Here is a 24329-nt window from a genome sequence, read left to right as displayed (position 1 = left end):
TGAACCGGCCATCACAGCTCAGCTTGTAGCTTGCAGCTTGCAGCTTGTGGCTTATAGCTCGCAGCTTGCAGCTGCCCTCAGAGCACTTGGCGCAGGAAGGTCTGGGCGCGGGGATCCTTAGGTGAGGCAAAGAACGCCGCGGGCGGCGAGTCTTCCAGCAGTTTGCCGTGATCGAAGAACAGTACGCGGTCAGCCACTTCCCTGGCAAAGCCCATCTCATGCGTCACGCAGACCATGGTCATGCCTTCCTGGGCCAAAGTCTTCATCACGTCCAGCACCTCACCGACCATCTCCGGGTCCAGCGCCGAGGTTGGCTCGTCGAACAGCATCACCTTCGGCTCCATCGCCAGCGCACGGGCAATCGCCACCCGTTGCTGCTGACCACCAGAAAGCCGCGAAGGGAACTCATTGGCCTTCTCCGAGATGCCCACCTTTTCCAGCAACGCCCGCGCCTTGGCCTCACGCTCGGCCTTGCCACGCTTGCGCACGACCTTCTGCGCCAGGCACAGGTTTTCCAGCACCGTCATGTGCGGGAACAGGTTGAAATGCTGAAACACCATGCCGACTTCGCGGCGGTAGGCGTTGATGTCGGTCTTCGGGTCTTCCAAGCGCAGCCCGTTGATGGCCACATGGCCCTCGTCGAAATGCTCCAGCCCGTTGAGGCAGCGCAGGAAGGTCGACTTGCCGGACCCCGACGGGCCCAGCACCACCACCACTTCACCCTTCGCCACCTGGGTGGTGACGTTGTCCACCGCACGCACTACCTGGCCTCGGGTGTCGAATACCTTCAAAAGGTCACGGACTTCAATCACTTTGCGCAAGCCTCCGCTCGAGCCGGCTGGCCAAATGCGACAGCGGCAGGTTGATCAGCAGGTACAGGCCTGCCACGCAGAACCAGATCTCGAATGTCGAGAACGACGTGGTGATGGCCTCACGGCCGCTCTTGGTCAGTTCGGTGATAGCAATCACCGAGACCAGCGAGGTGTCCTTGACCAGGCTGATGAACTGCCCGGCCAGGGGAGGCAGCACGCGCTTGAAGGCCTGCGGCAGGATCACATGGCGCATCGACTGGCTGGCGTTCAGGCCCAGCGAGCGGGCGGCCTCGTTCTGCCCTTTGGCGATCGACTGCACGCCAGCACGCACGATCTCGGCCACGTAAGCACCGGTGAACAGCGCCAGCGCCGCCACCCCAGCGAACTCACGGGACAGGTTGAGCACGGTACCGATGAAGAAGTAGAAGATGAAAATCTGCACCAGCAGCGGCGTGCCGCGCACCAGTTCGACATACACGGTCGACAGGTCCCGCAGGGTCGGGTTGTTCGACAACCGGCACAACCCGGCAAACAGGCCGATCACCAAGCCGAGCGCGCCGGACACCACCGAGATCCACAAGGTGGTCCACAGGCCCCAGGCCAGTGGGCCTGCAGCCCAGTGACGGGTGACGCCGACCTGATCACCTTCGGCCACATCGTCACCGCGGCTCAGTTGCAGGCTGTCCTTGGCCACCTCGAGCACCTGCTCACCGCCGCGCTCATCCTTGAGGGTAACGCGGGCGCTATCGCCGGAGACGACAATGTCCTGCACCGTGCCGTAATCGCTGGCACGCTGCACGTCCTCGGCCTGGTAGGCAAAGTATTGGGGTACGCGGTTCCAGCGCCACTCGTAGGAAATCATCGAGGTGGCCAGGTACAGGCTGATCGCCAAGCCCCCAAGGACCAGCGCAGTCAGCGCATGCCAGGGCCATTGGGCTTTCTTGTGTTTGATCACGTGGTTACTCCAGAAAGCGGCAAGCCGCAAGCCACAAGCTGCAAGAGCAAGCAGACCGCGGATGGGCCGACCTCCTCCTGCAGCTTGCAGCTTGCGGCTTGAAGCTGCTTCTTATTCCATTTCCTTCAGCCAGTCCTTGTTCTTGAACCACTTGTCGTGGATACGATCGTAGGTCCCGTCATGCTTGATCTGGTGCAGGAAGTTATTGATGAAGTTGATGCTGTCGTAGTCGCCTTTCTTCAAGCCGAAAGCCAGGGGCTCGTAGGTGAAGGGCTCGTCGAGGAACAGCAGCTTGCCGGCACCGGCCTTGTCGACCGCCACTACGTTGTACGGCGCATCGTAGACGAAGGCATCGGCCTTGCCGCTGACCACGTCCATCACGGCTTCCTGCTCGTTGTCGTAGCCGTGGTACTTGGCCTTGGCGATCAGTTTCTTGGCGACCATCTCGCCGGTGGTGCCGAGCTTGGAAGTGATGCGGTACTTCTCATTGTTCAGGTCTTTGTACGACTTGATCTCGCCAGCCAGCTCCTTGCGGATCAGCAGGGTCTGGCCAACCACGATGAAGGGTTCGCTGAAGTTCAGGCGCAGGTTGCGCTCCTGGGTCAGGGTCATGCCGCTGCCGATCATGTCGAACTTGTCGGTCAGCAGGGCCGGGATGATGCCGTCATAGGCGGTGGAGACGGTCTCCAGCTTCACGCCCATGGATTTGGCCATGGCCTTGAGCAGATCCACTTCGAAGCCAATGATTTCGCCGCGCTTGTTGGTCATCTGGAACGGCATGTAGGTCGGGTCCATGCCCACCCGCAAGGTACCGCGCTTGACGGCATCGTCGATGGCACCGGCCTGGGCCGAGGCCACCGCGACCAGCGCCGTGACGCCGACCAGCAGCCGCGAAAGGTATTTCTTCATCATCACCAAGTCCCCTAGCAAGAAAAGTAGCGAATCTTATTGTTGGCACGGCCGTACCGGCCGGCATGGCTTTTCGGAGAGGGATGCTAACGCATGGCGGCCCTGGGACCTAGAGCCGGGGGGGACTTTGTTGGCCAAAATCCGAGGGGGTGAGGAAGATAGGAAAACCCTTTCGCCGGCAAGCCGGCGAAAGGGCCGCATGGCGGCCCCAGGGTCGGTCAGGCGCCAACCAGGCTAGGTTGAGCCTCGTTCGCCGGGTGCAAGGGCAGCAACGGCGAATGCGGGTCGTTGTTGATCGATGCACGCCACGCGTCGATCCAGGCCGCATTGTGCTCTGCCCACACCTGAGCATGCAGGCGCGCCAAGGCGACCGGGTCGCTCAGCAAGGCGAGGCGAGTAGCCAGGTCCAGGCCTTTGGGCCCAGCCTCTATCGCCTTGGCAAGGCGCTCGGCACGCATCGCTTCGATCGCTGCCGACTGGCCATGACGAGCAGTAGCCATGGCACAGGCCAGGGCGTTCTGCCGCGGGTCGACCACAGCGCGGACGAAGCCGTCGTGCAGGGCATGCCAGCGATTCTCGTGGGTGTACTGGTCGGTGGCGAGCAGCTCCTGGGGCGTTGCGTACTCCTCAGGGATCAGGAACAGCTTCTCGTCCTTGGCTGCCAGGCCCAGGCGTGTACGGCTGGAGATCACCGAAACGGGGATCGACAGCACCAGCGAACCGACGATCGGCGCCAGCCACCACAGGAAGCTGGGGTTCAGCCATGCCACCAGCGCCGCCCAGGCAATACCCAGCAGGGTTTGCGGGCCATGGCGACGTACCGCCTCGCTCCACGGGGTCGAATCGTCGTCGCGCTGCGGCGAGTTCCAGGTCGCAGCCCAGCCAAGGAATGCGGCCAACACGAACCGGGTGTGGAAGATCATCCGCACTGGCGCCAGCAGCATGGAGAACAGCATCTCCATCAGCATCGACAAGGTGACCTTGACCCGCCCACCGAACTCGACCGCGCCCTTGGCCCAGATCAGGATGATACTGAGCAGCTTGGGCAGGAACAGCAGCACGATGGTGGTGGAGAACAGCGCCACGGCCTTCTCCGGGTGCCACTGCGGCCACAGCGGATACAGCTGGTACGGCTCGATGAAGTATTGCGGCTCCATCAGCGTGTTGGTGGCCAGCAGCGCGGTCGACAGCACCAGGAAGAAGAACCACAGCGGCGCCGACAGGTAAGACATCACGCCGGTGAGGAACACCGCACGGTGCACCGGGTGCATGCCCTTGACCAGGAACAGGCGGAAGTTCATCAGGTTGCCATGGCACCAGCGGCGGTCCCGCTTGAGCTCGTCAAGCAGGTTCGGCGGCAGCTCTTCATAGCTGCCCGGCAGATCATAGGCAATCCACACGCCCCAGCCCGCACGGCGCATCAGCGCCGCTTCGACGAAGTCGTGGGAGAGGATCGCGCCGGCGAAGGCGCCCTTGCCGGGCAACGGCGCCAAGGCGCAGTGCTCGATGAACGGCTTCATGCGGATGATCGCGTTATGGCCCCAGTAGTGCGACTCGCCCAGCTGCCAGAAGTGCAGGCCGGCGGTGAACAGCGGGCCGTACACACGGGTGGCGAACTGCTGCATGCGCGCGTACAGCGTGTCCATGCCCGACGCCTTCGGCGCGGTCTGGATGATGCCGGCGTCCGGATTGGCCTCCATCAGGCGTACCAGGCTGCTCAGGCACTCGCCACTCATGACGCTGTCGGCGTCGAGCACGACCATGTACTTGTATTCGCCCCCCCAGCGACGGCAGAAGTCGTCGAGGTTACCGCTCTTGCGCTTCACACGGCGGCGGCGGCGGCGGTAGAAGATGCGGCCGAAACCTTTGGTCTCGCGGCAAACGTCCAGCCAGGCCTGTTGCTCGGCCACGGCGATGTCCGTGTCGTTGGTATCGCTGAGCACGAAGAAATCGAAACGGTCGAGGTTGCCGCTGGCTGCGACCGATTCAAAGGTCGCCCGCAGCCCTGCAAACACCCGCGGCACGTCTTCGTTGCAAATGGGCATCACCAACGCCGTACGTGCTTCAGGAGCGATCGGCTCACTGCCGGCACTGCTGCCGGAGATACGGTATTTGTCACGCCCGGTGAGCAGCTCGAGGAAGCCCATCAGCGCGGTCCAGAAGCCCGCCGACACCCAGCAGAAGAGGATGCCGAAGAGGATCAGGATGGAGGTCTGCAAGGCATAGGGCCAGACCTGCACGACGGTGTCCCACAGCGGCTGGTTGACCACTTCGTCGAGGTCGACGAACGACCAGCCCTGGTACGGCAGGATGCCCTTCATGTACCAGCCGGCGACGAGGGTCTGGCCGATCATGAGGGTCAGCAGGATATAGCGGCGGATCGAGCCGACCGTGCGCCAGCGCGCCGGAGGCAGCTCGCGCTTGGGCGGCTGCGGCGCATTGGTGCGGCCGGTCATGCGCCGCCACATGCGGATCAGCACATTGGTACGCCAAGGCTCGGGCACAACCCGGGTGCGCTTGATCGGCGGTGCGATCTTCAGGCACAGCCGGCCGCTGCCGTCGACGCCGAGCATCTCGGCGTCTTCCAGTTCGGCGGCGCTGCCCACCGTCAGGCGCGGGCCCACCGAGGCCTGCACGGCCTCGTGGGTGGTGGCGGGCGCATTGCCCGCCAGGCGTTGGTGCAGCTCACTGAACGAGGTACAGCTGGCGAGTTCCGCGCGCTGCTCATCGCTCAGTGGGAGGTGGGCCAGGTACTCGCCAAGCGATTCCGGCCTTGCGCTTGAGTTACTCATCGGCAGGCAACTGATAGCTCCAGGTCTCGGTCAGCACTTGTTCAGTGGTGGCCGGGGCCCCGTTGGTGGATGCCGCGTCGGCGGCAGGTTGTTCAGCCTTGGCAGGTTGCTCGGCCTTGGCGGTTTTTTCAGCCTTGCCATGCTTGGTCGCAGCCTTGTCCTGCTTGGCTTCTTCGGCAGGCTTGGCCGCCTCGACCGGAACGTCACGAACCAGTGCGGCACGCATCTCGGTAGCCTTGTTGGCCTCCTTGATCTTCATCCGCAGGGTCAGGCGCCAGCCCTTGGTCTCTGGGTTATAGCGCAGATTGTTCTCGACCACCTCAGCGTTGTCGCCGACGCTGATCTGGCTGCGTACCGCAGCGTCTTCTGGCAGGGCGGCCAAGGCCGGGCCGGCGAAGTCGACCAGAAACGCCACGCTGCCGTCTGGTTGACGGATCAGGTTGGACTGCTTGACGTCACCGGTTGACCGCATGGTCTGGGTAACCGAACCCAGCTCCTGGGCCTGGAAACGCGCTTCGTCGATGGTCCAGTGCAGGCGGTAGGCGTACTCGAACGGCTTGCCTGGTTCTGGCAAGGTTTCCGGGCTCCAGAAGGCAACGATATTGTCGTTGGTTTCGTCGGCGGTCGGGATCTCGACCAGATCGACGGTGCCCTTGCCCCAATCGCCCTTAGGCTCGATCCAGGCGCTCGGACGCTTCTGGTAGTTGTCGTCGAGGTCTTCGTAATCCTTGAACTCGCGATGACGCTGCATCAGGCCGAAACCGCGCGGGTTCTCGACGCTGAAGTTGCTTACCGACAGGTGTTTGGGGTTGTTCAGCGGGCGCCACAGCCACTCGCCGTTACCGGCGTGGATCGACAGGCCTTCGGAGTCATGCAGGGCCGGGCGATAGTTCATGACCTTGGACGGCTGGTTTGGGCCGAACAGGAACATGCTGGTCAGCGGCGCGATGCCCAGACGGCTGACGTGGTCACGCAGGAACACGCGGGACTGCACATCGACCACGGTATCGCTGCCCGGGCGCAGGATCAGCTTGTAGGCACCGGTCGAGCGCGGCGAATCCAGCAGGGCGTAGATCACCAGGTGCTTGTCGGCCGGCTTGGGTTTTTCGACCCAGAATTCGGTGAAACGCGGGAACTCTTCGCCCGAAGGCAACGCGGTGTCGATGGCCAGGCCACGGGCCGACAGGCCGTACACATGCCCTTTGCCGACCACACGGAAATAACTGGCCCCCAGCAGGGTCATGATTTCGTCCTGCTTGTCGGCCTTGTTGATCGGGTAAAGCACGCGGAAACCGGCGTAGCCAAGGTTCTTGGTGGTTTCAGGGTCGTGCGGCACGTCACCGAACTCGAAACGGCTCGGGTCGTACTTGATTTCCTCGACGGTGGTGGCGGTGACTTCGTTGATTTTCACCGGTGTGTCGAAGTGCATGCCCTGGTGGTAGAAGGACAGCTTGAACGGCGTCTTGTCCTTGGCCCACTCGGCCTTTTCCTGCAGGAAGTGAATCTTCTGGTAGTCCGCGAATTTCATGTCGCGGAACACTGCCGGCAGATTGCTTTTCGGTGCTTCGTACTTCTGGCCGGCGAGATCCTTTGCCTTGGCTGCAACATCGTCAAGATTGAATGCCCACAGCTGGCCCGCGCTCATCAGGCCGACCAGTGCCGCACTGGCCATCAGGGCCTTGCGCAGCCGATTGCCGGGGATTCTAGATGCTTTATGGGGACTAACAATCACGAGCAACCCTCGCCGAAAACAGATCATGAAACCAACGGCCAGCGACAAATGCCGGGTTGGCGAGCACTGTTCGGACCCCGTGAGGGCGTAATGATTCCCCAAACGGATCCAGACAATGCTCGAGTCAGAGTGAAACGAACCTGCGAACGCAGGCCCTAACAGCGCGCGATTATCCAGCAGGATGCGTTACAACGCATCAGGCTGGATCAACTATTTATCGTACAAAACCCCTTGTTTCGCACAACCTAGGCCGTTTTTTCCTTCATATTTGTAACAGAAAAGTCACAGGGCCATCATTGACCAGATGTACCTGCATGTCGGCACCGAATCGGCCGCTCGCCACATCTGCATGCTGGCCCTGGGCTTGCTGCAAAAGATAGTCGAACAGTTCGGCACCGAGCGCTGGCGGTGCAGCTGTCGAAAAGCTCGGACGCATGCCGCTGCGGGTGTCCGCCGCCAACGTGAACTGCGACACCAGCAGCAAACCGCCGCCCACATCCTTGAGGGACAGGTTCATCTTGCCCTGCTCATCGCTGAACACGCGGTAGTTGAGCAACTTGTGCAACAGTTTATCGGCCTGTTCACGGGTATCTTCAGGCTCTACCGCCACCAGCACCAGCAAGCCTTGGTCGATGGCGCCGACAATTTCACCCGCCACCTCTACCCGCGCGCCGCGCACACGCTGCAGCAGCCCCTTCATGCTTCTTCCAGAGGCAGGTCGAGCAGGCGACGTGCCATCTGATCGGCGGCCCGCACCAGCGCATCGGTGATCCCCGGCTCGGACGCCGCATGGCCGGCGTCGCGGATCACCTTCAGCTCGCTGTTGGGCCATGCCTGGTGCAATGCCCAGGCGTTGTCCAGCGGGCAAATCACATCATAGCGGCCATGCACGATCACGGCCGGCAGGTGGGCGATCTTGGGCATGTCACGGATCAACTGGTCGGGTGCGAGGAACGCGTTGTTCATGAAGTAGTGGCATTCGATCCGGGCAATCGACAAGGCGCGCTGCGGCTCGGAGAAGCGGTCGATCACCAGCGGGTTGGGGCGCAGGGTGGCAGTGCGGCCCTCCCAGGTGGACCACGCCTTGGCGGCATGCATCTGGGCGATCTGGTCGTTGCCGGTCAGGCGCTTGTGGAATGCCTTGACCAGGTCATTACGCTCATCCGGCGGAATCGGCGCGATGTAGTCCTGCCAGTAATCGGGGAACAGGCGGCTGGCGCCCTCCTGATAGAACCACTCGATCTCTTGCGGGCGGCACAGAAAGATACCGCGCAGGATCAGGCCGTGAACCCGCTCGGGGTGGGTCTGGGCATAGGCCAGGGCCAAGGTAGAGCCCCAGGAGCCGCCGAACAGTACCCACTTGTCGATGCCCAGATGCTCGCGAATGCGCTCCAGGTCTTCGACCAGGTGCCAGGTGGTGTTGTTCTCCAGGCTTGCATGCGGGGTGGAACGGCCACAGCCGCGCTGGTCGAACGTGATGATGCGGTACAGGTTGGGGTCGAAGTAGCAACGGCTCTGGGCATCGCAACCCGCGCCCGGGCCACCGTGGATGAACACCACCGGCAGACCTTCAGGCGAGCCGCTTTCATCGACATAAAGCACATGCGGCGCTTCCACGGCCAGATCGTGCCGGGCGTAGGGTTTGATCTGCGGGTAGAGGGTCTGCATTGCGCACTCCGTGTGAGGATTTAGTCTGCCGTTGGGCATCATAAACCTGAATTGCGCTTTGAGCATGTATCTGAAGACAACTCCCCCGCACAAGCCTGCCATGCCTTTGCCACTGCGCTGACACCCCACCAGATTTATCTACCCCATCGAGGCTTTTCCACTCGCCATAGTCCCTTGTCCCGTTTCCTGCAATGGACCTCACGATGCCTAGCCCAACCGGCAAGACCACCCCCCCACCGCGTACCCCATACGCCACCATCGAGCAGAAAATCCCCACGTGGCTGAAATCAGCCTCCCCCGACACCCTGCGCGCAATGCGCAACGGGGAGCAGGCCCCCACCTGGCTGGCCACGGCGATCCTGCAGATGCCGGACATCGGCAACGCCTGGCGTGACGAACATGCGCGCCACCGCGACCACGCGGCACAGGTGCGCAGGCTGTTTGAAGCGCTTCCCGAACTGCAGTCCTACGCCAGCCAGCAACTGTCAGAGGCGATCAGCGAACGGTTTGGCCTGACCGTCGATGTGCAGAACTGCTACCTGGTGGATGCACGCCTTATCGACATGGCCAACGCCATCGACAGCCGTCAGGCCATCGACCGCGCCACCCGCTCGCTGCTGCACTGCGCCCTGCACAACTTCGATGCCGCCGCCGTCAAGCATGGGATGGATGCAGAGGGCGGGCCGCTGAAGAAATCCGTCATCGTCGATCACCGGCGTTTCATGGGCACAGTGCCCATCACCAATACCCTGAACATCGAAGCGGAGGCGTTTGCCGAGCTGTGCCGTGACCTGGACCTGGGCCGCAAATACCACGACAAGGTTCACGCCATCTACTATCCCCAAGCTACAGCACAGCTGAGCGCCGACGAAGCTGCGCTGAACGTGTATCAAACCCTGGGCCGCGCCGAGGTATCGGCATTCAGGCAATCCCTGCATTTCGCCCGCCTCAAGGGCGACATCAGCGAGGTGCTGTACACCACCGCCCTTGCCACCCCCCTCGACAGGCTCCCAGCCGAATCTGAAAGACCGGCGATCGCTTTCAGCCTGCTCACACTGTGGGAAGCCGAACTCACCGGCGTCGCGCTCATCACCTTGCGAACGTCGGCCCAAGACACCGTGGCGCTGTACATCCCTGATGACAACGAAACGCCGCTCAAGGAATTCGCCTCCCTGGGAGCCTTGAAGGCCGACCTGAGCGGTCGACTGAGGGCGAACATCGCTTACCTGGACAGGCATATAGCCGACCGCGACAAAGGCCCGGTGATCGCGCGCCTCAAGGACCGCCTGACCCCCATCGGCTGGAGTGTCCGCGGCCTGCATGAGCGGGTGCCGGACCCGCATGCAACGCTGTACCCGGTCGCACAGCCGTTTCGTCATGCATTCGAGGGTGTGATGGCCTTCCAGAAAGCCGAGCGCCACGAAAAGGATGTGCTTTTCCACGCGATACCAACAGCGATCGTCGATCGACGTACCGCTCTCGCCCACCGGCAGTTGATTGCCGGGCGCGTACTGACGGGCTTGAACATCGCAGGCTTTTTCGTCCCGGGCCTGGGCGAGGCGATGCTGGCTGTATGCCTGACACAGCTGGCCTGCGAGGTGTACGAAGGCATCGATGCGTGGAAAAACGACGAACGTGATGCGGCCTACGGGTATCTGGTCGATGTTGTCGAGAACGTGGCGCTCATGGTGGCGCTCTCTGCCGCAGCCAAGGCACTGAAGAACCCAGGGGAAGGTGCTGCAGGCGGGCCGGGAGAGGAACAGGAGGTGGAACGGATTCCCGTGGAAACGCCCTCCTTCATCGAAGCGCTGGAAACTGTCGAATTACCCAATGGCGAGGCCCGCCTGTGGAAGCCCGACCTGACGCCGTACCGCAGCCCCCAGGTGCTGCCCGCAAACCTGGAACCCGACGAACATGGCTTGCTTCACTATCAAGGCAAGCGCTGGCTTGTCGTGCAGGGTAACCAGTACATCGTCAGGCCCACTGCGGCCACTGACCAATACCGCCTGGTGCACCCGGCCAGGCCTGTTGCGCACGAGCCTGCGCTTCGCCATAACGGCGCCGGCGCCTGGTTGTTGCCCCTGGAGCACCCTCTGCAATGGCCAATGACGACCCTGGTGCAACGCATGGGTCTTGCGAGCGAGCAATTCTCAGAAGAAACAGCCTTGCAGATACTGCGTGTCTGCGATGTACATGAAAACGTGCTGCGCCATGTCCTGACCGAAAACCAGCGGTTGCCTGCCCTGCTTGAGGACACCCTGACCCGCTTCAGGCTGGACCAGGCTGTCCGTCAGTTGCCTGACAGGAGCCGATGGCCCACCGAGCTCGAACGTGCCTACGCGCGCCTCCCCGCCAGCCAGGCTAGCGGCGCGGCAGTCATTCAGCGGGTCTATCCGAACTTGCCCGCAACAATCACCGATGAGGTGTTGCGAAACGCCACCAGCGGCGAACTGGCAGCACTCGGCACGGGCAAGCTGCCTCTGCGCCTGGCTGAAGAGATACGCGTCTTCCAGCAGCAGGTACGCCTGGCCCGGGCCTACGAAGGGCTGTTCCTCGCCAGCGTTCGCAACGGCGACACCGACCGGCTGATCATGCATTCACTCGAACGGCTGCCTGGCTGGCCCGCTGATATCAACCTCGAACTTCGCCAGCACCGCTTCTGGCCTGCTCATCGCGAAAGCGTGGGGCCAACGGATGCACGGTCTTTCACGGTGATTACCAGCGCCGAGGCAGGTTACATCGTCCACGCTGAGGCAGAGGCGCAAACTCCGGTCACCGTTTATGGCGATCTGTGTACGGCGTTATATGCCGCGCTGCCCCAGGCGATGGCCCAAGTGGGTATCGTAGACGGGGCTGAGTTACGCCTGCGGTTGCAGGAAGGCCCACTGTTGTCACGTGCCTCGCTCAGGCAGGTGCTGGGCATGCAACCTGTGCGGCCGGGTTACCGCTCCCCCATGCGGCTCGCCAACGGACGTATTGGCTACCCGTTGAGTGGTGGCCTGCCGACAGCCCCCATTGTCAGCCGCCAGGCCCTGCTTGAGGCGGTCAACGCCACAGGGCTCGCCGAAAACACCCCCAGATCGGCGGATCAGATTCTGATGATCATCGCCGGCGGTGGCCGTAACCCACAGCAAGTGCTTGGACGGCTGCAGCAACTGGTGGATCAACGCATAGAGATGCAAAGCCGGCTGGACGACTGGAATGAGGGGATTTCAACAGCGTCCGATCAGGCCGCGCAACAATACAGTGCCCTGCGGCAAGCCATCATGCAGCACTGGTACGACACGGCATTGGTCGAGGGGGACAGCCACACCAGCGAGCTGAGCCTGGAGCAGGTGCCCCTGGCCGATATCCCCATGACCCTGCCGGCATTCTTCACCTCGAATATTCGCAGGTTGCGGCTTTACGACCTGCCATCAGGCACCCTCGCCGGGTGGGCGCAGAACGAACGCTTGCTGCAACGCCTGCTCAGGCAGGTACCGCAACTTGAATCGCTGGAGATCAGCCGGGCCTACGACCCCAGCATTACACCGTCCTCTTTCATTTTCAGTATCCCCACCATCACCGAGCACTTGCCCGGCCTGCGGGCGCTGAGGTTCATCAACCAGAACGTCGCACTCACCTCCAACGACATGAACCAACTGGCCCAGTTGCCACTGCTCAGGTACCTGGACCTGAGCGGCAATCGTTTCGCGCAGCGCGACAGCCCCAGCTTCCATGAGTTTTCGCTGGACTACCTCGGCCTGAACGCCATGCAACTGCATCAATGGCCGATCGGGCTGGGCAGTGACGCCCTGGAGCGAATCGCGCACGTTTCGCTGCGTGACAACAACCTCCGGTCGCTGCCCTCGTTCCTGCTCAACGAGGCAGAAGCGATCCAGCGCCCATCGAGCCTTTCGCTGGAGGGTAACGAGATCAACGAAACCCACCTGCAGCGCCTGCTACTGAGCGAGAACCGGATGAATGTGCAGGTCAATGTGGATCACTCCCCCGAGCTGACCCAACGGCTCGAACGCATCCAGAATGAGCGCCAGCAACTGCGCGAGGCGATCGAAGGCTGGGCGCAAGCCTCCAGTTCCAATGCCCCGCTGACCCAAGCGGTGCTCGAAGACCGGCAACGCATCGAAGTGGCGATCACCGAATTCTGGTCCCGGCAGGAGCAGGGTTTGCAGTACCTTCGGCTGCAGCTTGAAAATGTGGCACTGGAGCACTTCCCGAGACGGCTGCCGGCCTTCTTCGGAGAACGCGTGACTGCCTTGACGCTGACCCGCGTCAGTGGCTCAACCGCCCAGCTCAACGAACTGCTGGGGCGCTTCCCCAATATCACCCGGCTGACCGTCGAAGCGCACGTAGCGCCAATGCCCTCGCTGCCGTCGGCCCTGGTACGGTTGCAGCGACTCGCGCACTTGGAATTTCGCAACATGGGCCTGGAAATCGACCAGGCCATGATCGAAGCCTTCGCCCGTTTGCCGCAACTTTCGTCGCTGGACCTGTCGGGTAACCAGATCGGTGCCATTACCCAGGTACCCGCCAACCTCTCAGCGAACCTGACATCACTGAGCCTGACCAACATGAACCTGCAGGCCTGGCCAGCCTGGTGCGACGCCCTGCTGCCATTGGAGCTGCTGGATTTGAGCTCCAACCATATCTCGGAGCTGCCCAACCATATTCTGGAAAACATCCACAACCCGATGCCGATCTCGTCGATTTCGATGTTCGACAACCCATTGTCAGAAGACACGATCCAACGGGTGCGCACGTTCTCCGACAGCCAGCACAGCCTGTCCTTCGCCCTCGACATTCCCGACAACCTGATCCTGATTGAATCGTCCGATGAGGGCTCACTCCTCGATCATCCTCACTTCCCAGTGCCCTTCGCTGGCGATGACTCACCAAGGCTGGAGGATTGGGCGCTTGGCAACCAAGCGCAGAACGAAGCCCTGAGCGACTGCTGGCAAAGGCTGCAGACGCTCGAAAATGGCCAGAACCTGTTGGCCCTCGCGGGCCGCTTGCGCAATGCGGCGCCGTACCTCGACCCTACCTCGCAAGCCGCGTTCTGCGAGCGCGTGCGCATCATGCTGGTGATTGCGGCAACCCATGAGCATGAGCTGCCCACCATGAGCAGCATCGCTGCGGCGGCCTTGCCCGACCCGGTAACCGGCTCACAGACCTGCCATGACGGCGCACTTCAGGAATTCAACAATATCGAGCTGTACATGATGTCCAACCGCATCCTCACCGACGCGGGCGACTCCTTGCCGGCCTTGTACCGGCGCCTGCTGCAACTGTACCGGATCGGCCAGCTGGAACTGCTGGCCAACAGCCGGACCGGGCAAGGTGACCGGGTCTCGGTACGCCTGGCCTACCGCCGGGAGCTGGCCCGGGAGCTGGACCTGCCGATTGCCGACAGTATGCGTTTTCGCGGCGCGGCCATGCTGGCACCGGGCGAGATCTCCAGTGTCCTGGAGCGCGTCAGGCAAAAGGAAAACAGTGATGCGTTCATCCAGTACATGCTGGCGAACGATGACTGGACCCGCCGATTGCGCGCTGAATACCCCGGCCGTTTTGCCGAAATAGAGCAACGCTATGGCGAGCAGGTGCTCGAACTGGCTGCACTCGACCTGCCGCTGGCGGAGGAGCTGGCACTGCAGCAAAACCTGCAAGACGCTAAAGAACATCAGGAGCTGGAGCTGCTTCAGGAACTGACCCGGATGCAGGGCCGGCCCGAATGATCACCCCCTGAAACGAACTGCGAGGGCCTTTCCACCCGGCCAGGCCCTCGTCGGTCACTGCGCGTAGTGCCCCTGCCCCCACGCCAACATGGCCGTCAACAGCTGGTGCAGAACCACTTGCGTCGGTTGAGCCAGGTCTTCGCGATAGTCGAACGGTAGGGTCTCTTCCATGTAGGTACTTTGCGCCAGCTCCAGCTGCACGGCATGGATATGGCCGCCAGGGTCACCATAATGCCGAGTGATGTGCCCCCCCTTGAAGCGGCCATTGAGCACGTGGCTGTAGCCGTGCGCTTGGGCACATACGCTTTGCAACCGTTCGACCAGCCCCGGGGCACAACTGGCACCGTTGAAGGTGCCCAGGTTGAAGTCTGGCAACCTGCCTTCGAACAGGTGGGGGATAAAAGAGCGGATCGAGTGGGCATCCCAGAGGAGTGCGTAGCCGAACTCGCTGCGCAAGCGTGCCAGCTCCTGCTCGATGACCTGGTGATACGGCCGCCAGATTTGCTCGAGATAAACCTTGCGCTCCTCGGCAGAAGGCTCGCAGCCTTCCTTGAACAGCGGCTGCCCCTCGAACAATGCAGCCGGAAACAGGCCTGTGGTAGCCCCTGCATACAACGGTTTGTCGTCATCCGGGCGGTTGAGGTCGATGACGAAGCGCGAATACTCTGCCGCCACCACACTGGCCCCAAGCTCACGGGCGAAATCGTACAGACGCGGGATATGCCAGTCGGTGTCGGGCAGGCTGCGCGCCTGGTCGACCAAGCCGTCGCGCACGGCCGGGGTCAGCCTGAGCCCCGCGTGAGGCATGCTGATCAGCAGGGGCACACGGCCCTGGTGGAAACTCAGTACCTTGTCCATTTCGCCTCGCTCAGTGGGATATTTCATGGCCTTTGCGCACCACGCGCTTGGGCAGGTCGCCACCCAGCCAATAAGCCAGGTCGGCGGGGCGTTCGATCTGCCAGGCGACAAAGTCCGCCACCTTGCCGATTTCCAGCGTGCCATGGGTGTCGCCCATGCCCAGTGCCGTGGCGGCATGGAGGGTAACCCCCGCCAGGGCTTCTTCCGGGGTCATGCGAAACAGCGTGCACCCCATGTTCAGCATCAGCCGCAGCGACAGGCCTGGCGCTGTGCCGGGGTTGAGGTCGCTGGCAAGGGCAATCTTCACGCCGTGACGACGCAAGGCGTCCATGGGAGGCAGCCGGGTTTCGCGCAGGAAGTAGAACGCGCCCGGTAGCAGCACCGCGACGGTGCCCGCCTCGGCCATTGCCACGGCGTCTTCCTCGGTCATGAATTCCAGGTGGTCGGCCGACAGCGCCTGGTAGCGCGCGGCCAGGCTGGAGCCGTGCAGCGACGAGAGCTGCTCGGCGTGCAGCTTGACCGGCAAACCCAGTTCGCGCGCCCTGATGAACACCTGCTCGACCTGGGCCGGGGAAAACGCCAGGTGCTCGCAGAACGCGTCCACGGCGTCCACCAACCCCTCGGCGGCGAGTGCAGGCAGCATCTGGTCGCAGATGTGCGCAATGTAGTCGTCGGGGCGCCCGGCGTATTCCGGCGGCAAGGCGTGGGCGGCCAGGCAGGTAGCGCGCACGGCAACCGGCAATTCGTCGGCCAGACGCCGCGCCACACGCAGCATCTTGCGCTCGTTGGCCAAGTCCAGGCCGTAGCCGGACTTGATCTCCAGGGTAGTCACACCGTCACGCATCAGCGCCTGGACCCGCTGGCGGGCACTGGCGAACAGCTCATCCTCGCTGGCCGCACGGGTGGCCCGCACGGTACTGGCGATGCCGCCGCCTTGCGCGGCGATTTCGGCATAACTCACGCCCTGCAGGCGCCGCTCGAACTCGTCGCTACGGTTGCCACCGAATACGGCGTGGGTGTGGCAGTCGATCAGCCCGGGGGTAACCCAGGCGCCGTCAAGGCTCACTGTGCGAGCGAGGCCCTGCACCGGCGCTTCAGTCCGTGGCCCGATCCACTCGATCAAGCCCGCGTTGCTGACGATGGCCGCGTCCTCGATGATCGAGTAGCTGCCCTGGGCCATGGTTGCCGCCTGGCAGTTCTGCCAGAGAGTTCTCATATTCAGTCTCCGTTACTAGCGATAGTGCGCGAGGCAACTGGCCGGTGTCACAAGCTCGGCAACACGCCACGCGGCAACAGCCCCGTCAGTTTGCCTTCTGCCAGCAGCGCGCTGGCGGCCTCGATATCCGGCGAAAAGAAGCGGTCACGGTCATAGTGCGGCACTTCACGGCGCAGCACCTGGCGCGCCTGCTCCAGTTTCACCGAGGTCTTGAGCCCTTCGCGCAGATCGAGCCCCTGGCATGCACCCAGCCACTCGATGGCCAGCACACCGCGGGTATTTTCGGCCATTTCCCACAGCCGTTTGCCAGCCGCCGGGGCCATGGACACGTGGTCCTCCTGGTTGGCCGAGGTCGGCAGGCTGTCGACGCTGTGCGGGTGTGACAGCGCCTTGTTCTCACTGGCCAGGGCCGCCGCAGTCACCTGGGCGATCATGAAGCCGGAGTTGACCCCGCCGTTTTCCACCAGGAACGGCGGCAACTGCGACATGTGCTTGTCCATCATCAACGAGATACGGCGCTCGCTCAGTGCGCCGATTTCAGCGATAGCCAGCGCCAGGTTGTCGGCGGCCATGGCCACCGGCTCGGCGTGGAAGTTACCGCCCGAGACCACATCGCCTTCGACGGCGAACACCAATGGGTTGTCCGACACCGCGTTGGATTCGATCGCCAGCACCTCCGCCGCCTGGCGCAGCTGGGTGAGGCACGCGCCCATGACCTGGGGTTGGCAGCGCAGCGAGTACGGATCCTGGACCTTGCCACAGTGTTTGTGCGACAGCGAAACCTCGCTGGACTCGCCCAGCAGGTCCCGGAAACAGGCGGCTGTATCGATCTGCCCGGGCTGGCCGCGCGCGTCGTGGATGCGCGGGTCGAACGGCGAACGCGAACCGAGCACCGCTTCGACCGTGAGGCCGCCGCAAGCGATAGCTGCAGCGAACAGGTCTTCGGCCTGGAACAGGCCACGCAAGGCATAGGCAGTGGACGCTTGGGTGCCGTTGAGCAACGCCAGGCCTTCCTTGGCGGCCAGGGTCAGCGGTTGCAACCCGGCAACGGCAAGCGCCTCGACAGCAGGCAGCCATTGGCCCTGGTAACGCGCCTTGCCTTCGCCCAACAGCACCAGGGACATGTGCGCCAGCGGCGCCAGGTCACCGGAAGCCCCCACCGACCCCTTGAGCGGAATGTGCGGGTAGACTTCGGCGTTCACCAATGCGATCAAGGCGTCGATGACCTTGCGGCGAATGCCGGAAAAACCACGGCTGAGGCTGTTGATCTTCAGCACCATGATCAGCCGGACCATCGCATCGTCCAGCGGCGCGCCAATGCCCGCGGCATGCGATAGCACCAGCGAGCGCTGCAGGTTTTCCAGATCGTGGCTGGCAATACGGGTCGAGGCCAAAAGGCCGAACCCGGTGTTGATGCCGTAAGCGGTGCGATCTTCAGCGATGATCTGCTCGACAACGGCAACGCTGGCATCGATGGCCGCAGCTGCGCTGGCATCCAGGCTCAGGCGCAGTGGCGCCAAGTGGATCTGGCGCAGTTGGGCCAGCGTCAGCCGGCCAGGGATGAGATTCAGGGCTTCCATGTACAGGCTCCTTTGTTATTGTTCAGTGCAGTGCCGCGAGAACAGGCAGCGGCCCTGGCGAAGCTTTGAGCAGCGCGGCGGTGCGGGCGATGTCCGGCGCCAGCCAACGGTCTTCCAGGTAAGCCGGAACCTGCTCACGGAGCAGGCGCCAGGCGGCATCGGTACCTGCGCCAAAACGCTGATGCTTGAGAAATTCGAACGCCTGGCTCGCCAACAGATACTCGATGGCAAGTATCTGGGTGCAGTTCTCCAGCACCTGGTGCAGTTTCAGCGCGGCGTTGGTGCCAAGGCTCAGGTGGTCTTCCTGCAGACCGGAGGTGACGTAATTGTCGAGCACTGCCGGTTGCGCCAGCTGGCGGTTCTGCGCGCACAGCGAGGCGGCCACGTACTGGGCGATCATCATCCCCGAGTTGACCCCTGGGTTGCTGACCAGAAATGCCGGCAGCCCACTGACGTGGGGGTTGACCAGGCGATCCAGGCGGCGCTCGGCAATCGAACCGATCTCGGCCATGGCAATCGCCAGCAGGTCGGCGGCCATTGCCACCGACTGGCCGTGTGGGTTGGCTTGGGACACCACACGGAAGTCATCCGGGGTGCCCAGCAGCAACGGGTTGTCGTTGGCGCCGTTGAGTTCGGCCTCGATCTGCCGCACAGCATGGGCGAACTGATCACGGGCCGCGCCGTGCACCTGCGGGATCGAGCGGATGCTCAGCGCATCCTGGGTGCGGATCCCCTTGCTGGCAGCGATCACTTCGCTCCCCGCGAGCAACGCGCGCAGGTTCTCGCCCACCACTTGCATGCCAGGGTGCGGCTTGAGGGCGATGATCTCGGGGTCGAACGCAGTGATCTGCCCCCGCAGTGCCTCGAAGCTCATGGCACCGGTCACGTCGGCCCATTGCAACAGCCGGCTGGCGTCGTCCAGGGCGAGGCTGGCCAGGCCGGTCATGCACGGCGTGCCGTTGACCAGGCACAGCCCATCCTTGGCCCCCAGCAGCACCGGCTGCAGGCCCTCCTCGGCCAGGGCCTGGGCGGCGTCGACGACGTGCCCACGGTAGCTGACCTTGCCGATCCCCAGCAGGCACACGCCAACGTGCGCCATGTGCGTCAGGTAACCGACCGACCCCTGCGAGGGTACCTGCGGCGTGATGCCATGGTTGAGCAGCGCCAGCAACGCTTCGACCACACACCGGGCGATACCCGATTTGCCGTGGCTGTAGTTGGCGATTGCAGCGCAGATGATCGCCCGCGTCTGTTCCTCGGCGAGCGCTGGCCCAACGCCACAGGCGTGGCTGAGCAAGGTATTGCGCGATAGCTGGCTGAGCTGTTCGCCTTGCAGCGACACGTTGCACAGTGCGCCCAGGCCCGTGTTCACGCCATAGGCACGCTCACCGCTCTCGACGATATGGCGGACGATGGCTTGGGCGTTGTCGATACGCGCCCATACCTGCGGTGCCAGTTCCAATGGCGCGCCATGGCGGGAAACGGCGGCTATGTCCTGCCAACGCAACGGGGCATCTTCGAAGACAACGGTCTCAACGTGCGACATGCTGCCCCTCATACCGCGACCGCGCGGCGCTGGACGAAGCGGTCGACATACTCATCGGCCGGGTTGTGGAGGATCTGGTGCGGCGTTCCCACCTGGATCAGGCGGCCGTCCTTGAGGATGGCGATGCGGTTGCCGATGCGTACCGCTTCGTCCAGGTCATGGGTGATGAACACGATGGTCTTGTGCAGGGTCTTCTGCAGTTCGAGCAATTGGTCCTGCATCTCGGCGCGGATCAAGGGGTCGAGCGCACTGAAGGCCTCGTCCATGAGGATGATATCGGTGTCCGCTGCCAGTGCCCGGGCCAGGCCGACACGCTGGCGCATGCCACCGGACAGCTGGTGCGGGTATTTCTTCTCGTAGCCCTTCAGGCCTACGGTCTCGATCCATTGCTGGGCGCGCTCGGCGCACAGCTGCTTGCTTTCGCCGCGCACCTTCAGGCCATAGGCGACGTTTTCCATCACATTGCGGTGCGGCAACAGGCCGAAGCTCTGGAACACCATGCTGATCTTGCGTCGGCGAAAATCGCGCAGAGCCTCCATGTCGTACTGCAGGATGTCTTCGCCATCGACCAGGATCTGCCCGCTGGTAGGGTCTATCAGGCGGTTGAAATGGCGTACCAAGGTCGATTTTCCTGAGCCCGACAGGCCCATGATGACGAAAATTTCGCCGCTGGCGATGGACAGCGACAGGTCGTTGACCCCGACCACGCAGCCGGTCTGCGCCAGCACTTGCTCTTTGCCCTGGGCGCTGCGGATCAGGCGCATGGCTTCGTCGGCCCGGTCGCCGAAGATCTTGAAGACGTTCTTCACCTCGATCTTGCTGATCGGCTGCGTGCTCATTTGCTCACCTCGTGGCGTGGCCGGCCATAGGCCTGGGTAATGCGGTCGATGACCACCGCGAGAATGACGATGGCCAGGCCCGCTTCCAGGCCGCGGCCAACGTTGAGGGTCTGGATGCCGACCAGCACGTCTTCACCAAGGCCACGTGCCCCGATCATCGAAGCGATCACGACCATCGACAGGGCCATCATGGTGGTCTGGTTGATACCGGCCATGATGCTCGGCAGCGCCAGTGGCAACTGCACACCGAACAGCTGCTGCCAGCGGTTGGCACCGAAGGCGTTGATCGCCTCCATCACCTCCCCATCGACCTGGCGGATACCCAGGTCAGTCAGGCGGATCAGCGGCGGCGCGGCATAGATCACCGTAGCGAAGATGGCCGGCACCTTGCCCAGGCCGAACAGCATCAGCACCGGAATCAGGTACACGAAGCTGGGCATGGTCTGCATGATGTCGAGCAGTGGCATCAGTACCGCCCGCAGGCGGTTGCTGCGCGCCGACAGGATGCCAAGCGGGATGCCCACCAGCACCGAGATCAGCGTAGCTACCAGCATCAGTGCCAAGGTCTGCATCAGCTTGTCCCACAGGCCAACGGCACCGACCAGGAACAACAGGCCGGTGATCAGCAGGGCCGGCAGGATGCGCCGGGTCGCGTGCCAGGCGACCACTGCCACCACACCGAGCATCAGCCACCATGGGGTAGCGCGCAACAAGCCCTCAAGGCCGACGATGGCCCATAGCAGCGTATCGGAGATGTGCCGGAACACATCGCCATAGTTGGTCACCAGGGCGTCGACCCAGCCGTTGACCCAGTCGGCGATGGAAAATGTCAGGTTGTCAGGAAACATAAATTCCACTCATCGGCAGAGGACGCTCAAAGCGCCGCGTTGATCTTCTTGGCAGCCTCTTCGCTGACCCATGCCTGCCAGACTTCAGGATGTTCCTTGAGGAATGCCTTGGCCAGTGCCGGCGACTCGATCCGCTCCTTGGTCATGCGCGCCAGGTTCTGGTTCAGCAGGTCGATCGGGATGTTGACCTTCTCCAGCACAGCGACCAGCTCGGGCGCTTGTTCGTGGAAAACCTTGGACAGCCCGACCTTGATCGAGACGGTCTTGTCCACACCCTGCTTTTCCTGCAGCTTGACCAGATCGACCTGGCCCATCAGCGGCGTGGGGGTCCAGTAATAGAAGAGAATGGGTTCCCCGCGCTTGTAGCTGGACAACACCGCAGCATCCAATGCCGGGCCGGTGCCGGGGCGGAAGTTGGTATAGCTGCTTTCCAGGCCGTACTCCTTGAGCATCTTGCTGTTGTCCAGCTCGCAGGTCCAACCGGCCGGGCAATTGTAGAAGCGGCCCTTGGCGGGCTCTTCCTGGTCTTTGAAGACACTGGCATATCTGGTCAGATCGGCCACGTTCTCGAGGCCTGGCGCCTTGGCCTGGAGCTTGCGTTTGGCGTCACCCTCGATCACATAGCGCGGCACATACCAACCCTCTTGCGCGCCCACCACCGGGGCGCCGACGCCCACCACCTTGCCGGCTGCCTCGGCCTTCTTCCACACCTCGCTACGGCCGACCCACTCCTCGGCGAACACCTGGATGTCATTGGTGCCCAGCGCGTTCTCCATGGTGATGGAGTTGCCGGGCAGACTGTCGGTTGCACAGCCGTAGCCGTTCTTCAGCACGAACTGCATCACGTCAGTCAGCAGCATGCCGCTTTCCCAGTTCAGGCCGGCGAATTTGACCGGCTTGCCGGACTCACACCAACCAGCAGCCTGGCTGCTGCCGGTGGCGCCGAGCAGGCCAAGGGTGAACAGCGAGGCAAGCAAGGTCTTGTTGGTTTTCATTGCATGACGCTCCAAACTTGAAAGTGGAAATCGGCAGTCCTTACAACAAAAATCACCGATTGGGGGCCGCCGTGCGGCCCACCGGGGCTGTCAGCCAGTGATCATCGGCAGGTTCAGACCCTGCTCTTTGGCGCAATCGATCGCAATCTGATAGCCGGCATCGGCGTGGCGCATCACACCGGTGGCCGGGTCGTTGGTCAGCACGCGAGCGATACGCTCAGCCGCTTCGTCGCTACCGTCGCACACAATCACCATGCCAGAGTGCTGGGAGAAGCCCATGCCCACGCCACCACCATGGTGCAGCGAGACCCAGGTGGCACCGCTGGCGGTGTTCAACAGTGCATTGAGCAGTGGCCAGTCGGACACCGCATCCGAGCCATCCTGCATGGCCTCGGTCTCGCGATTGGGGCTGGACACCGAGCCCGAGTCCAGGTGGTCACGGCCGATGACGATCGGCGCCGACAGTTCACCGCTGCGCACCATCTCGTTGAACGCCAGGCCCAACTTGGCGCGCAGGCCCAGGCCGACCCAACAGATGCGGGCTGGCAGCCCCTGGAAGCTGATGCGTTCGCGGGCCATGTCCAACCAGCGGTGCAGGTGGGCGTCGTCCGGGATCAGCGCCTTGACCTTGGCGTCGGTCTTGTAGATGTCCTCGGCATCACCCGACAGCGCCGCCCAGCGGAACGGGCCGATACCGCGGCAGAACAGCGGGCGGATATAGGCAGGGACGAAGCCTGGGAAGTCAAAAGCGTTGGCGACCCCTTCTTCCTTGGCCATCTGGCGGATGTTGTTGCCGTAATCGAAGGTCGGAATACCCTGGCTCTGGAAGTCGAGCATGGCTTGCACATGCACGGCCATGGACTGCTTGGCGGCCTTGACCACAGCCGCCGGTTCGGTCTGGGCGCGGTCACGATACTGCTCCCAGGTCCAACCCGCTGGCAGGTAGCCATTGAGCGGGTCATGGGCACTGGTCTGGTCAGTGACCATGTCCGGGCGCACGCCACGCTTGACCAACTCAGGCAGGATTTCGGCTGCGTTGCCATGCAGGGCGATGGAGATGGCCTTGCCTTCGCCAGTGTACTTGGCGATGCGCGCCAAGGCGTCATCGAGATCGCTAGCCTGCTCATCGACGTACCGCGTCTGCAGGCGGAAGTCGATGCGGCTCTGTTGGCACTCGATGTTCAGCGAGCAGGCACCCGCCAGAGTTGCAGCCAGTGGCTGGGCGCCGCCCATGCCGCCCAGGCCTGCCGTCAGTACCCACTTGCCCTTGAGGCTGCCGCCGTAGTGCTGGCGACCGGCTTCGACGAAGGTTTCGTAGGTGCCCTGCACGATGCCCTGGCTGCCGATGTAGATCCAACTGCCGGCGGTCATCTGCCCGTACATGGCAAGGCCCTTGGCATCCAGTTCGTTGAAGTGCTCCCAGTTGGCCCAGTGCGGTACCAGGTTGGAGTTGGCGATCAGCACGCGCGGGGCGTTAGCGTGGGTCTTGAATACGCCGACCGGCTTGCCCGACTGAACCAGCAGGGTTTCATCGTCGTTCAGGTTGGTCAGGCTCTCGACGATCTTGTCGTAGCAGGCCCAGTTGCGCGCGGCGCGGCCAATGCCGCCATACACCACCAGCTCTTTCGGATTTTCGGCAACCTGTGGATCGAGGTTGTTCATCAACATGCGCAGCGGCGCTTCGGTCAGCCAGCTTTTGGCCGTCAGCTTGTTGCCGCGCGGGGCGCGGATTTCGACATCACGAAATTTGTTCAGCTTGTTGTCAGTCACGAAAGTGCTCCTCGGATGCTTACAGCGCGAAGGGGACGGCCTATCCACGATCGCGCACTTGGCTTTACTTGTACATA

The 24329-nt window shown here is 63.0% G+C and carries 16 protein-coding genes; 1 reads left to right on the top strand and 15 read right to left on the bottom strand.

What is annotated here, in order from left to right; genetic code table 11:
* Positions 1-77: 77 nt before the first annotated feature.
* From ACIPZH_RS06680 to pip, 7 genes are all read right to left on the bottom strand, one after another.
* On the bottom strand, positions 78-812 hold the full coding sequence (locus ACIPZH_RS06680) for an amino acid ABC transporter ATP-binding protein (protein ID WP_241804127.1): 735 nt from the start codon (positions 810-812) through the stop codon (positions 78-80).
* Positions 805-1767 (bottom strand): amino acid ABC transporter permease, encoded by a 963-nt coding sequence (locus ACIPZH_RS06675; RefSeq protein ID WP_241804098.1) that lies wholly within the window; start codon positions 1765-1767, stop codon positions 805-807. Before ACIPZH_RS06675 ends, ACIPZH_RS06680 begins: the two co-directional genes overlap by 8 nt.
* Before the next feature lie 111 nt (positions 1768-1878).
* Complete coding sequence (locus tag ACIPZH_RS06670) at positions 1879-2676, bottom strand: transporter substrate-binding domain-containing protein (RefSeq protein ID WP_241804128.1); 798 nt, start codon at positions 2674-2676, stop codon at positions 1879-1881.
* Positions 2677-2894: 218 nt separating this feature from the next.
* A complete protein-coding gene (mdoH, locus tag ACIPZH_RS06665) occupies positions 2895-5468 on the bottom strand; it encodes a glucans biosynthesis glucosyltransferase MdoH (RefSeq protein WP_400635641.1) in 2574 nt (857 codons plus the stop codon).
* Entirely contained in the window at positions 5461-7140 is a 1680-nt protein-coding gene (locus ACIPZH_RS06660) for a glucan biosynthesis protein G (RefSeq protein ID WP_241804129.1), read from the bottom strand. Before ACIPZH_RS06660 ends, mdoH begins: the two co-directional genes overlap by 8 nt.
* A gap of 322 nt (positions 7141-7462) precedes the next feature.
* On the bottom strand, positions 7463-7900 hold the full coding sequence (dtd, locus tag ACIPZH_RS06655) for a D-aminoacyl-tRNA deacylase (RefSeq protein WP_012312380.1): 438 nt from the start codon (positions 7898-7900) through the stop codon (positions 7463-7465).
* Complete coding sequence (gene pip / locus ACIPZH_RS06650) at positions 7897-8868, bottom strand: prolyl aminopeptidase (RefSeq protein ID WP_012312379.1); 972 nt, start codon at positions 8866-8868, stop codon at positions 7897-7899. Before pip ends, dtd begins: the two co-directional genes overlap by 4 nt.
* 203 nt (positions 8869-9071) lie before the next feature.
* Between pip and ACIPZH_RS06645 the strand changes: the two genes are divergently transcribed.
* Positions 9072-14600: a dermonecrotic toxin domain-containing protein gene (locus tag ACIPZH_RS06645; RefSeq protein WP_400635638.1), complete on the top strand. Its 5529-nt coding sequence runs from the start codon at positions 9072-9074 to the stop codon at positions 14598-14600.
* 54 nt (positions 14601-14654) lie between these two features.
* Here the strand turns inward: ACIPZH_RS06645 and hutG are convergent, their stop codons facing one another.
* The 8 genes from hutG to hutU form a co-directional block, all read right to left on the bottom strand.
* Positions 14655-15458 carry an N-formylglutamate deformylase gene (hutG, locus tag ACIPZH_RS06640; RefSeq protein ID WP_400624659.1) on the bottom strand — a complete coding sequence of 268 codons (804 nt, stop codon included), beginning with the start codon at positions 15456-15458 and terminating at the stop codon, positions 14655-14657.
* Between the two features lie 10 nt (positions 15459-15468).
* The gene (gene hutI / locus ACIPZH_RS06635) at positions 15469-16674 is read right to left on the bottom strand and encodes an imidazolonepropionase (protein WP_400635636.1); all 1206 of its coding nucleotides are present in this window, start codon (positions 16672-16674) and stop codon (positions 15469-15471) included.
* A gap of 47 nt (positions 16675-16721) precedes the next feature.
* Positions 16722-18254, bottom strand: a complete 1533-nt coding sequence (gene hutH / locus ACIPZH_RS06630; protein ID WP_267820446.1) for a histidine ammonia-lyase — start codon at positions 18252-18254, stop codon at positions 16722-16724.
* Positions 18255-18276: 22 nt separating this feature from the next.
* Positions 18277-19800, bottom strand: a complete 1524-nt coding sequence (gene hutH / locus ACIPZH_RS06625; RefSeq protein WP_400635634.1) for a histidine ammonia-lyase — start codon at positions 19798-19800, stop codon at positions 18277-18279.
* Between the two features lie 8 nt (positions 19801-19808).
* Positions 19809-20639, bottom strand: a complete 831-nt coding sequence (locus tag ACIPZH_RS06620; protein ID WP_241804105.1) for a glycine betaine/L-proline ABC transporter ATP-binding protein — start codon at positions 20637-20639, stop codon at positions 19809-19811.
* Positions 20636-21487 (bottom strand): proline/glycine betaine ABC transporter permease, encoded by an 852-nt coding sequence (locus ACIPZH_RS06615; RefSeq protein ID WP_241804106.1) that lies wholly within the window; start codon positions 21485-21487, stop codon positions 20636-20638. The genes ACIPZH_RS06620 and ACIPZH_RS06615 overlap by 4 nt, the downstream gene beginning before the upstream one ends.
* Positions 21488-21513: 26 nt before the next feature.
* Positions 21514-22482: an ABC transporter substrate-binding protein gene (locus tag ACIPZH_RS06610; protein WP_400635633.1), complete on the bottom strand. Its 969-nt coding sequence runs from the start codon at positions 22480-22482 to the stop codon at positions 21514-21516.
* Positions 22483-22572: 90 nt separating this feature from the next.
* Entirely contained in the window at positions 22573-24252 is a 1680-nt protein-coding gene (hutU, locus tag ACIPZH_RS06605; protein ID WP_400635631.1) for a urocanate hydratase, read from the bottom strand.
* Between the last annotated feature and the right edge of the window lie 77 nt (positions 24253-24329).

It is taken from the genome of Pseudomonas sp. NPDC089758, from assembly GCF_044748705.1.
In the GTDB taxonomy this organism is placed as follows: domain Bacteria; phylum Pseudomonadota; class Gammaproteobacteria; order Pseudomonadales; family Pseudomonadaceae; genus Aquipseudomonas; species Aquipseudomonas putida_X.
The sequence above is the reverse complement of the archived record's forward strand: the minus strand, read 5'-3'. Positions and strand labels throughout refer to the sequence as shown.